Source organism: Labrenzia sp. THAF35, assembly GCF_009363595.1.
Taxonomy (GTDB): domain Bacteria; phylum Pseudomonadota; class Alphaproteobacteria; order Rhizobiales; family Stappiaceae; genus Roseibium; species Roseibium algicola.
In genome coordinates this window covers 1,562,051-1,573,360 of the sequence record NZ_CP045380.1, presented here as the reverse complement: position 1 = coordinate 1,573,360, position 11,310 = coordinate 1,562,051, and the positions used below count along the sequence as shown (strand labels likewise).

At 57.4% G+C, this 11,310-nt stretch carries 9 protein-coding genes, 1 tRNA gene and 1 pseudogene; 8 read left to right on the top strand and 3 right to left on the bottom strand.

The window, feature by feature from the left end; genetic code table 11:
• The first annotated feature begins 19 nt into the window (after positions 1–19).
• The 4 genes from FIU93_RS07210 (at position 20) to FIU93_RS07195 (ending at position 3,028) form a co-directional block, all read left to right on the top strand.
• Positions 20–385 carry an RNA-binding S4 domain-containing protein gene (locus FIU93_RS07210; RefSeq protein ID WP_088665223.1) on the top strand — a complete coding sequence of 122 codons (366 nt, stop codon included), beginning with the start codon at positions 20–22 and terminating at the stop codon, positions 383–385.
• A 215-nt stretch (positions 386–600) separates the two neighbouring features.
• Complete coding sequence (gene fdxA, locus FIU93_RS07205; protein WP_031270075.1) at positions 601–933, top strand: ferredoxin FdxA; 333 nt, start codon at positions 601–603, stop codon at positions 931–933.
• A gap of 456 nt (positions 934–1,389) precedes the next feature.
• Positions 1,390–1,974, top strand: a complete 585-nt coding sequence (locus FIU93_RS07200) for a CarD family transcriptional regulator (protein ID WP_023002626.1) — start codon at positions 1,390–1,392, stop codon at positions 1,972–1,974.
• A gap of 190 nt (positions 1,975–2,164) precedes the next feature.
• Complete coding sequence (locus FIU93_RS07195; protein WP_055660074.1) at positions 2,165–3,028, top strand: RNA polymerase factor sigma-32; 864 nt, start codon at positions 2,165–2,167, stop codon at positions 3,026–3,028.
• A gap of 110 nt (positions 3,029–3,138) precedes the next feature.
• Here the strand turns inward: FIU93_RS07195 and FIU93_RS07190 are convergent, their stop codons facing one another.
• Both FIU93_RS07190 and FIU93_RS07185 read right to left on the bottom strand, forming a co-directional pair.
• Positions 3,139–4,665: a M48 family metalloprotease gene (locus FIU93_RS07190; protein ID WP_208992226.1), complete on the bottom strand. Its 1,527-nt coding sequence runs from the start codon at positions 4,663–4,665 to the stop codon at positions 3,139–3,141.
• Positions 4,625–5,569 carry a hypothetical protein gene (locus tag FIU93_RS07185; RefSeq protein ID WP_152505220.1) on the bottom strand — a complete coding sequence of 315 codons (945 nt, stop codon included), beginning with the start codon at positions 5,567–5,569 and terminating at the stop codon, positions 4,625–4,627. The genes FIU93_RS07190 and FIU93_RS07185 overlap by 41 nt, the downstream gene beginning before the upstream one ends.
• A 336-nt stretch (positions 5,570–5,905) precedes the next feature.
• Here FIU93_RS07185 and FIU93_RS07180 point away from each other — a divergent pair.
• Positions 5,906–5,982 (top strand) — tRNA-Arg (locus tag FIU93_RS07180).
• Positions 5,983–6,207: 225 nt separating this feature from the next.
• Entirely contained in the window at positions 6,208–7,236 is a 1,029-nt protein-coding gene (locus FIU93_RS07175; RefSeq protein WP_152505219.1) for an IS110 family transposase, read from the top strand.
• A 751-nt stretch (positions 7,237–7,987) separates the two neighbouring features.
• On the opposite strand, the pseudogene FIU93_RS07170 reads toward FIU93_RS07175, so the two are convergent.
• Positions 7,988–8,522 (bottom strand): annotated as a pseudogene (locus FIU93_RS07170) (methylase); the annotation flags it as partial.
• A 352-nt stretch (positions 8,523–8,874) separates the two neighbouring features.
• Here FIU93_RS07170 and FIU93_RS07165 point away from each other — a divergent pair.
• On the top strand, positions 8,875–9,699 hold the full coding sequence (locus FIU93_RS07165) for a universal stress protein (protein ID WP_209009888.1): 825 nt from the start codon (positions 8,875–8,877) through the stop codon (positions 9,697–9,699).
• Between the two features lie 573 nt (positions 9,700–10,272).
• Entirely contained in the window at positions 10,273–11,064 is a 792-nt protein-coding gene (locus FIU93_RS07160; RefSeq protein ID WP_173013798.1) for an IclR family transcriptional regulator, read from the top strand.
• Positions 11,065–11,310 lie beyond the last annotated feature (246 nt).

Genomic DNA, 11,310 nt, shown 5'->3' with positions numbered 1-11,310 from the left:
CAATGCTGCCGCCGGCAGCCTGCGCATCGACAAGTGGCTCTGGTACGCCAGGGTCACCAAATCCCGCTCTCTTGCCCAGAAGCTGGCGACATCCGGTCATGTCCGGGTGAACAAGGACAAGATCGATTCCGCCAGCAAGACTGTCCGAACCGGCGACGTTCTGACCATCGGACTGGATCGCCGTATCCTCGTCCTCAAGATCCTTGCTCTCGGCACCAGGCGCGGTCCCTATGAAGAGGCCCGCAAGCTTTACGAGGATCTGTCGCCGCCTCCCCCGCCGAAGGATGCCCCGCCGCCACCTGCGCCTGCACAGCGCGAAGCCGGTGCCGGTCGCCCGACCAAGCGCGAGCGGCGGAAAATCGACGCGTTCCGCGGCGGCGATTGACGCTGTTTCCTGACAAAGCCCGGAAAACAGAAAAACTTTCTCTTTCAGGCCCGGACTGCGTCATCCAGAGCGCTTGCGCCCGTTTGACAAAAACGATACCCAACATCTGCACCAGACGTTATACGTGCGCCTTCTTTGCGAGAGCGGCACGAAACTGACCGCCAGGGCCTTGCGCAAATCGGCTGCAGGCTGCCCGGCGCCGAATGAGGATAGCGATGACCTACGTCGTCACGGACAATTGCATCAAATGCAAATACACCGACTGTGTTGAAGTCTGCCCGGTGGACTGTTTCTACGAGGGTGAGAATTTCCTCGTCATCAATCCGGACGAATGTATCGACTGCGGCGTCTGCGAGCCGGAATGCCCGGCGGAGGCGATTTTGCCTGACACGGAGCCCGGCCTCGAGAAATGGATCGAGGTCAATGCCGAATACTCTGAGAAGTGGCCGAACATCACTGAGAAAAAAGAACCGTTGCCGGACGCTGAAGAGTTTGACGGCAAGGAAAACAAGTTCGAAAAGTATTTTTCGCCGAATCCTGCGTCCTGATTCGCGAAAACTGCTTGTGCGGCAGACTGCCGCAAGACAAACAAGAACTGCTTAAAACGGCGATTCTTCCATCTTTTTCAGGTACCTGCCCGTGGCGACCGGGCGGGGCCCTTGTGGTGTTTTGGCACCATTAAAGCTCAGTACTTTAATTTTCCACAAAAGTGTGGTACACATGGAAGATAGTCGCCAACCACGAGAACAACCCCCAAAACGGAGTCTTTGAAAACTGTCCCGGGTATCAACAACCGGACAGATCAAGCTCCCGGCAGCTCATATGACTGATCAAGGTTCTAAAGTGGAAAACGTCGACTGACCAGCCCTGACACGCCGCATATCAACAGGCGTTCCATTACGGATCGCTCTGCGGGGTTCGTGTCGCACAAGAACAGGGGACCGCACCGCGGTCCGTCATCGGTCCGAACCCGGACCGCCAACTGCGCAGGAGAGAATACGAGTATGGCAACGAACACCAAAAAGACCGCGCAGCGCCAAGGTTTCAAGACGGGCGAGTACATTGTTTATCCGGCGCATGGCGTCGGCCAGATTACCGCCATTGAAGAGCAGAACGTTGCAGGTCACTCTTTGGAGTTGCTCGTTATCGTTTTTGAACAGGACAAGATGACCCTTCGTGTCCCGGTGGCAAAGATTGCCTCCGTCGGCATGCGCAAGCTTGGCGACCCTGCGGCCGTCAAGAAGGCTCTCGAGACCGTTCGTGGCCGCCCGCGCGTTAAGCGGACGATGTGGAGCCGCCGCGCTCAGGAATATGAAGCCAAGATCAACTCCGGCGACCTGATCGCGATCTCTGAAGTGGTTCGCGATCTATTCCGCTCTGAAAACCAGCCGGAACAGTCCTACTCTGAACGCCAGCTCTACGAAGCTGCGCTCGACCGTATGGCCCGCGAAATCGCGGCAGTGAACAAATGTTCCGAAACCGAAGCGGTCAAGCAGATCGAACAGAACCTGGCAAAATCTCCGAGCCGCATCAAAGCCGCTGAGGAAGCTGCAGCGGAAGACGACGAGGACAAGGAAGAAGCCGCTTGATCCAAGCGGATTTTCCGAACGCGAAAATCGACGAGGGCCTGGAGAAATCCGGGCCCTTATTCGTTTTGGCACCAACACCTCGCGCGCTGTTCACGCGAAAGTGCACAAAAACTGCCCCAACGGTAGCGATAAGTGATCTAACCTACGCTTCGGTACGTATTTCCCCCGATAACATATCGGAGCGTCGATCATGTCCCAGAGCGAGAAACGTCAACTGGTAAGGGCCGCGATGAAAGCCCCCTACCTCACGCGCGAAGAGGAACTGGAGCTTGCGATCCGCTGGCGACATAACCGGGATGAGAAAGCGCTTGAGAAATTGTCGCTCTCGCACATGCGCCTGGTCATTGCCGTTGCCTCACGCTTCCGCAACTTCGGGCTGTCTCTTGGCGATCTGATCCAGGAGGGCCATGTCGGTCTTCTGGAGGCTGCCGCCCGGTTCGAACCGGAACGGGAAGTGCGCTTTTCCACCTATGCCACGTGGTGGATCCGCGCTTCCATCCAGGACTATATCCTGCGCAACTGGTCGATCGTTCGCGGTGGCACCTCTTCTTCCCAGAAAGCCCTGTTCTTCAACCTTCGGCGCCTGCGTGCCAAGCTCTCCGGCAATCAGACTCCTCTGACCGACAGCGAGCTTCACCAGAAGATCGCCGACGCAATCGGCGTCAAGCAGTCCGATGTCGCCCTCATGAATGCGCGTCTGTCCGGCCCTGATACGTCCCTGAACGCTCCTGTGACCGACAGCGAAGGCTCCAGCGCGGACCGTCAGGACTTCCTGGTGTCCGATGCCCCGTTGCCGGACGAGATCGTGACCGTCAACATCGATGCCGAACGCCGGCGTCGCTGGCTGTCCTCTGCCCTGGAGGTTCTCAGCGAGCGCGAATTGAAGATCGTGCGTGAAAGACGCCTGTCGGAAGAGGGTGCCACGCTTGAATCGCTTGGCGTGAAACTCGGCATTTCCAAGGAACGCGTGCGGCAGATTGAAAGCCGGGCCATGGAAAAACTGAAATCTGCCCTGCTGGCAGCACAGCCGGACAGGGCCGCCTACAGCACCTGACCTCTATCTCCTCCAAGTAACTCTGACGGGCGGACCTTCCAGTCCGCCTTTTTTGAGCTCCGTCAGTTTTCAGCCAGACAAATGCCGGAGCCGAACCGGGAGAAAAACCGTCAGTCGACGATCAGCTTGATCGCCGTGCCTGTCGGGATCGCCTGATCGGCGTTCAGATCGTTCAGGATGGAGAAGAATTCCAGCCGCCGTGAAGGCTCGACACCGCTCATGCCGATCGCCAGTTTCCGCGGTGTGTCGCCCGGCTTGGAGGTGACGACCTTGATCCGGAGCGAGCGCAGGCGGGCACGCTCGGTCGGCGACAGCTGCTGGAAGCTTTCCACCGTCTGGTGGAAATCCCGGTCGAACGTTTCATTGGGCGAGCGGCTGGCAAAGATGAAGCGATAGCCTGTCTTGCCGATCCGGATCACTGCGATGCGGAAGGACCAGCCCTGGGTGATGGCCGCCCCGGTGACCGCCGGAAGACCGTTGATCGTCGTTTCGCGGACGCTTTCGGGCAGCAGGCCGTTGATCCAGCCGGAGTTCATGTAATCACGCAGGCCGGAATAGCTGCTGACATCTGCCCCGTCGAACCGGATCGCCGTGCCGTCGCCATTGCTGGCCAGAACCGCTTCGGGTGTGTTTTCCAGAATGTAGCCGGAAGGCACGGTGTAGCTGATGCCGAGCGCCTTGTGCAGGAAGGAACGTCCACGGACGAAGCCTTCAAGCGGGTCGTCGCCGAACAGCATGCCGTCGATCTGGCTGAGATAGCGGGTGCGGTCACGTTCGCCGATGCCCGGTGCACCGATCTGACGGGCCGCGCGGATGGCAATCTGCAAGCGCTCCGGCGTGGAGGGGTGGGAAGACAGAAAGTCTGGCGCGGTCGAGCCCGACTTGTCGGCGGACTGGTAGCGGGCGAAGGCTGCCATGGACCGCAGGAACCGTGCAGCGGCATAGGGGTCGAAACCGGCCCTTGCGAGGGTCTTCACACCGATATCGTCGGCTTCCAACTCCTGCACCTGGCTGAAGCGGGCAAAGGAAAGCTGCGACGAGATGATCGCCTTGCGGGCTTCCTCGCTGTCCTGCACCACGTCGGTCAGGATCTTGTTGGCAAGCTGCTTGGCTTCAGCGCGTTGCTGGCGCTTGATTGCGTGGTTCGCCGTCACATGCGCCATCTCGTGCGCCAGCACGGCGGCAACTTCCGACGTGTCGTTGGCAAGGGCGAGCAGACCGCGCGTGACATAAAGATAGCCGCCCGGCAAGGCGAAGGCGTTGATGGCCGGCGAATTCAAAATGGTAATCTTGTAGCTCTGCGAGGGGTCTTCCGATGCCGCCACCAGCCGGCCGACAACGCTCGCAACAGCCCGCTCCGCGCCGGCGTCCTTGTAGACACCGCCATAGGTGGCCACCACGCGCGGGTGCTCGCGCTCACCGATATCGGCCGCAAGGTTGGGGCGCAGTGTACCGGGCGTTACCGTGCCGACGGTCGGTCCATCGCCAAGCAGCTGGCAGGAAGCCACCAGAAGCGCGGAACCGCCTGCAACAAGGTTGCGCAGCCAGGTCCGGCGCAGGCCGCGCCGTGCGGGCAAACATGCCGGCTGACGGAAATCAGTTGCTGCTTTGGCCGTCACGTCCTGCCCTTTTGTCATTCAGTACCACCAGTTGCTCCGGATGGCGGAGCACCATAGACGGTCCGTCCCTTTCCTGAACGGAGCCGCGTATTTCGACAACCTGCCCTTCCAGGGCATCCAGCGTCCAGCCGGATCGCCCGAGGGCCGTGTTGACGTCGTCCTCAGCTGAAGCCTTCAGCGTGACCGTGAAATCTGTTTTCCAGTATTTTCCGAAGTTCAGATAACGGGTGCTGCGCGTTTTTCCAAGGGAAACAATACGTCCTCTTGCAATAACATAGTGCCCGGAAGCGTCGCTGAAAGACTTTGGCGCGGCTGCGGAATAGACAAGACGCGGCGATGTCTCGCCCCAAAGGCCCGCTCGTGCCAGGCTTGCCTGCGTTTCCGCGGCCCGCAAGGCGTCTGCACACTCAGCTCCGGCATGACCCGGAGCAAAAATGGCAACGCCTGCCTTCAAAAGTTGTTCCTGCAGAAGTGCGGAATGGCCATCATCCGAAACGAACACCCAGCCGGGCGTTAGCCCCCAGCGGTTTTCCGGTCCAGCCGCGACTGCGGCCAGCTCCAGATCAGGCCGACTTTCCAGATAGGCTTGCAAGGTGTTCCGGCGAGCATCTTCGCCGCCCGCCTGTCCTGACGCCTGCATCGGCATCTGGATATCGCTCGCAAGGAAACGGTCTCCGGCGGCGGACACGAACAAGGCTTCACTGCTGTCGAAGGTCACCTGAACGGGTTGTTCCCGCACCCCGGCACAAACATCGGCGGCCACGGGTATTTCCGGGCGCTTCATCGGCGCGCGCTCGTCAGCGGCAACGGCCTGGGTCAGCAGAACGGCAGCACAGCCGGCAAGCAACGGCGCGGCAGCCGTGCGCAGGGTTGTCACCCGCCCGGCTTTTTTCCATCCCGTTTTCTGTCGCCGTTGTGGCACGTCCGCTTCCTTCACCTTGTTACCCGACCCTTTTCCGGAACGCTTCCTGCAGGCAGGCAGCGCAAGGCACACATCACCCGACAACATGCATGGCATCGGGCAAGGCTGAGAAAGCGGTCACGATGATCCAAACTGCTAAGCAGCGAATAAGGCAAGTCCAAGACACGCCAGTAAAACGGCAGTAAAAATCAGGACAACGCGGGAGCAGCCCAAGGCGCGTCAGCATCCCCCTCGCCGCGCACCGGCGTCCTCGACAAACAATCCCCATCGGCAGCTACAGTCTGTTGCAGCCAGGGGTCGCCACGGACGTCAAATCATGCTAATCGACCGCATCAAGGCCCCGTAGCTCAGCAGGATAGAGCATCAGATTCCTAATCTGAGGGTCACAGGTTCGAATCCTGTCGGGGTCACCAATCTTTTCAATGAGTTACGTACACTGCACCGTTTCAATTGGAAGATTTGAAACGGTTTTTGAAACGGTTTTCGCTAAACGAAAGCTCCGGTCGAGGCATGATCAACCGATTCGACGGTCACATGCTGATCAATGACACGTAGCTCTTGACCTAATGGGATGAACTGCCTTCCCACCGAGACGCAGCTATTGTTGCGCGTATTGGTGGAGAAGAAGGAGCATTCTGATGGACATCACGGTTCTTGGGATTGATCTGGGCAAGTCGGTTTGTAGCCTTGCGGGGCTTGATGCCAGCGGCGCTGTAGTTTTTCGCAAACGCCTCCAACGATTCCGGTTGCTGGATTTCTTGGCGGAGTTGCCAAGCTGTATTGTCGCAATGGAAGCCTGCGGGGGCGCACATCACATCGGGCGCTTCTGCCTCGAACATGGGCATGAGCCCCGATTGATGTCGCCGCTGTATGTCCGACCTTATGTGAAGGTTCACAAGAATGACGACCGCGATGCGGAGGCGATCGCCGAAGCCGCCACCCGACCGACCATGTCATTCGTCGCAATCAAATCCGAAGAACAGCTCGACCTCCAGGCATTACACCGCGCGCGGGAACGTCTGGTGTCAGACAGAACTCGACTGATCAATCAGGGGCGTGGCTTTCTGATGGAACGCGGCATCCGTGTCGGCACAGGCCGTCACGTATTCCAGAAAGAGCTGACAAAGTTGACGACGCAGGGCACCGTCGATCTATCTCCCCGGATCGTCTTGATGCTCTCAGACATGGCATCTGAGCTGGGCGAGATCAACCGGCGGGTTGCTGCCATGGATGCCGAGATCAAATCGCTGGCCAAAACCGACGCCGACATGCAGCGACTGATGGAGATCCCCGGCGTTGGTCCGACGATCGCCTCAGCTCTCGTCGCGGCCGTCGGCACGGGAAGCAGCTTTAGCAAAGGCCGCGATCTTGCAGCTTGGCTCGGGCTCGTTCCACGACAAATCACAACGGGTGGAAAGGCAAAGCTGATCGGCATTTCGAAGCATGGAAATCGCTACTTGCGCAAGCTCTTCATCCATGGAGCACGAACGGTGCTTCACCTCGTGCAGAACAGGACGTCGCCGATAACGCGATGGGCGGATGGTCTGAAAGAGCGAACGCATGTGAACGTCGCCGCGGTGGCTATGGCCAACAAGATGGCGCGGATTGCCTGGGCCGTTTTGACGAAAGGTGAGCGATACCGAGCCACTGCGTTGGTTGGTTCGTAAATCCGGGCGAGACGAAAAGACAAAGGAAACTGCGGGCGAGAAGGAGATGGACCAACGACCAATCGGCGTTCTGTAAGTCTGACGGGGAGCATGGCTCTCGAGTGCCGATGAGCTAACGAGACACAGGACGCGCGACTTCCCATCTTGGTCAGAGGCAAATCGAATGGCCTCACAAACAGACCGAATACATAGAAGCAGGGTCAACGGTGCATCGACAAATCGCTTGCAGGGGAAGGCAGTTCATACATGCTCCCCTGAAAAATCCTCGTTTTGAGGTTAGTCTGTTCCCAATTGAAGGAAACAGACGATGAAGCGATATCTGAATAGCCCCGCGTTTTCTAGACGCCTTCGGAGTTCATTTCCTGCTGCCGTTCAAACTCAACGGGTGACAGCATCCCGTTTCTGAGTGCGGACGGTCAATTGCGATGGTCGACAATGGTGAGAATGTACAATGTCCCAGCAAGCCGCGTTAGATTACCAACTTCCGGAGATATCTGAGGCTGATCGGGCCACAACGGCAGGCGGCCCGCGGTGCGGAATTGTCGGTGAGACAGGCGAGGGTTTCAAGGTCTATGTCGCACAGTGCATGGTACGCTCATCATCGGCCCCCATCATCTATGCGCCAACTGGCCGGAGGATGGTTCCGCCGAGCTCCAGTAATTCGCGCAGGGCATCAAGCAGCCTGAGGCGGTTGTAGGCGGCCAGCTCGTGCGCCGCGCGTTGACGGTAAGGGCGCCCCGCGTTCTTGTCGAGCGAGCAGGTTTGCGCGTGTCTCGGCAAGTTCGTTCAGGACCATGGATCCACCGTCGATCTCGGCAAGGATGGCGAGAAGGCCGGTGCCTGCCGAAGGTTCGAGCACCAGATCGTCCGGCCCGACCGCCGCTGCCGTCAGAACCGCAAGGCCAAGCGGAATAGGCGTCGAGAATTGCTGAAAGGTCTGGCTTTCCTCCGATCCACCCGTTTGCGTTGGCAGGAGATCCGCAATCCTGGTGAGGGTGGAAAGCCGTAAATCCTGAGACCCGGCTTTACGGAAAAGCGCCTTTCCGTATTTGCGCAGGAAGAGAACGGTTGCCCCCTCGCAAGTCTCGTAGGCCATCTTCCAGTCCCAGGCGCCGCTGGCGTCGGAGGCATCGAAGGCGATTTCCATCGCAGAACGGAGCGGGGCGGTGTCGATGCGTTCGCCTCGGTCGATATGCGATGGAAGGAACTGCGCCGCCACGAAGATCGCGGAACGACGGAAACGGAGCGGCAGAAGGCGCCACTGCGGAAGGGAAAGTTATGTTCATTGGGAAGACCTTGGGAGAGCGGGACGGGATCGAGCCGTGCAGTATTCTCTCAACCGCACCGACTCATATCCGTCCGGTCGCACTCTCCCTCTCACGCTCCGGGCGTGACGCATCGCCAACATGGGATCCGAGCCATGCGGCCGACTGTGGCGAGCTTGAAGAGTAATTGTCAAAACAGGTAGGGCTGAACCCGTTGAACCCAATCGCATACCGGGCGCATCGAAGCATGCCAGATCAGCAGGTGAGATATATTCCCTCCCGGTTGCGATCGCTCATATCAATTCAATAATCATAGACATCTATGTTATTCTCTGCTACTGCGCCTTAAGCGTTCTGAAATCGTGAGGCAAACATGACTATCAAGAATATCTTGCTTGTACATTCAGGCACCTCCGGCTTCCCAAGCAGTCTTCGTCACGCCTCAAAAATCGCCGCCAAGCACAATGCATGGTTAACTGGAGTGTACGGAAGCGATATTTCTTTTTTCGATCAGGTATTGGGACTGACAGAAGATCTGGTCAAGAAACTAGGCGTGGTGAGAAATGCCAAAATTGAATCGTCACACGAGCTATTCGAAGACGTTACCAATTCGTTAGGCCTGACAGATCGGGCTCAATTCCTCATGCCCGAAACAGTTGGCAATCTCTCGTTGCCTGAAATTGCCCGAAACTTCGACTTTGTCGTAACAGGGTGTCAACCCAAGTTGCCGACAGACGAATTTCGCGCCGTTAGCCCGGATCTGTTGGCGCTGCAGAGCGGCAGGCCTGTTCTTGTTGTTCCCGATCAATTCGAAGCAGAACAGTTGGGCAGTCATACGCTTGTCGCCTGGGATGGCAAGCGAGCCGCCGCCAGAGCATTGAATGACGCAATGAATATCCTTGAAGAAAGGCCCCGAAAGGTCTCATTGCTGACGGTGGGTGACATATTGCCGAGCTTTCCTGAAGGAACGGACATTTTTACCCACTTGGAACGGCACGGCGTTAACGTTGAAAAAATAGCGTGCCCCAAACCTACCAACAGCGTTGCAAAAACGATCCAAAAAACAGCCGCCGAAATTGGCGCTAAATTGGTTGTGATGGGTGCCTATGAGCACAGCAAGTTCTCACAAGATCTGTTTGGCGGCGTGACCCATGAACTGATACGGTCAACCAAGGTACCGGTATTCATGTCGCACTAACCCGATTGATTTCGCAGGCATGTGCCAGATCCGTCTCGCAGTCTGCACCACGATGCCGGTGGGACCAAAGCCCGACAACCCAGACACCATGTATTTGATATCCCGGAAATACGCGACACTTCGGGCTCTTTTGTCCAGTAACCTCATTTAGCATATTAAAACGATGCTCATCCTGCAGCCAGCAGTAGCCGATGTGTCTTATGAGCCAGATGTCAAGCTGCCAACGGCCGAACGCCGGCACTCCCAAGCCCCAGGGCAGAAGGTTTGATCGGCTGGATGGGCTCGGTGTTTCGAAGGCCCATGGAAATCCGGCGCCCGGCTTTACTTGATTTGCCGGTGCGCGGCAGGCTCCAGCTTTGTTCACTCTTATGAACTGGCATACGCTTAGAGCATCGTGCGATAACCCTGCACCATGGCGGTCAGCTGCCTACCGTGGTTTACTTCAACCAAATCGAATCCCGCCGGAAGGGAAAAGTTGCTTAAATCATATCGTAAATTTTCCCGGCCTCGGCCAGTAGCTTATATCTGTACATGTTCGACTTGTGGCATCGGTGTGAAAAGGAGAAGTATTTGGTGCAGAAGATAGCGGGTCGACAGAGAATCGAGTCTGTAGTCGTTGGATCAAGACTTCTGGAAGTTTTAATTCAAAGAAACGATGCTATATCTTTAACAGCATTGTCCAAGGCCGCTGAAATGGTGCCGGCAAAAGCGCATCGCTATCTCGCCAGCTATGTCGCAACCGGTCTGATCGTCCAGGATGAAAACACGGGACTGTACGATCTTGGCCCTTTGGCGCTCGATCTTGGCCTGGCATCGATCCGACGCCTGAACGTGTTGGAGATCGCCCATCCTCACATGATCGAACTTAGAGACGAAACGGGTGAAACCACCTCTTTGTCCGTATGGGGCAATTTCGGGCCGACTCTCGTACGATGGGTGCCCAGTAACGCACCTGTCAGTATATCTGTAAATGTAGGCTCTGTGCTGCCGCTCCTGACCTCCTCCAACGGTCGAATATTTGCCGCATACTCCGAGCCTGAAAAGATCGAACCCATGATTGAAGCCGAGCTTCGTCAAAACATGGTTTCCCTGGAGAAAGCAGGCCTTGGGACGCGGAAAAAAATTGACGAATTGCTGAAAAAAACGCGCGAGCGAGGCATTTCCGAGGCTGTCGGTTTAGTCGTTCCGTCAATTTCCTCGCTGAGTTGTCCTGTTTTTGATCGGGAAAACTCGATTACCGCTGCCCTGACGGTAGTCGGCGTCACCAAAACGATCTCTACCGAAACCGACAGTTCCGTCGCCGCAAAATTGCGCAAGACCGCTGCTACGGTATCAAAGAAACTTGGCGCCAAGTTAGAGAGCTGATTTTTTAGGCTTGCGCGCCGATAGAACGGCCACATCGGAGCCCGACCTCTTTCCGCAAGGGTCCCTGATCGTAACCTGCCCCTTTAGCCCTGGCAAACGGCCATTCAAGGAGACAGGTCACAGGCCTAGGTTTCCGCGCGGTTCATCGGTGCTGTTCCGCAGCATTCGAAACCACACAGCGTTCTTACCAGATCGACGGACATCCGACCGGACTCGGTTGAACGTCCGTCGATCCTAATATGTAAG

What these genes read in the sequence shown, in the direction of transcription:
- FIU93_RS07175 (WP_152505219.1), top strand. Translation starts at nt 6,208, where the DNA reads ATGGACATCACGGTTCTTGGGATTGATCTGGGCAAGTCGGTTTGTAGC.
- FIU93_RS07165 (WP_209009888.1), top strand. Translation starts at nt 8,875, where the DNA reads ATGACTATCAAGAATATCTTGCTTGTACATTCAGGCACCTCCGGCTTC.
- fdxA (WP_031270075.1), top strand. Translation starts at nt 601, where the DNA reads ATGACCTACGTCGTCACGGACAATTGCATCAAATGCAAATACACCGAC.
- FIU93_RS07200 (WP_023002626.1), top strand. Translation starts at nt 1,390, where the DNA reads ATGGCAACGAACACCAAAAAGACCGCGCAGCGCCAAGGTTTCAAGACG.
- FIU93_RS07195 (WP_055660074.1), top strand. Translation starts at nt 2,165, where the DNA reads ATGTCCCAGAGCGAGAAACGTCAACTGGTAAGGGCCGCGATGAAAGCC.
- FIU93_RS07190 (WP_208992226.1), bottom strand. Translation starts at nt 4,665, where the DNA reads ATGACAAAAGGGCAGGACGTGACGGCCAAAGCAGCAACTGATTTCCGT.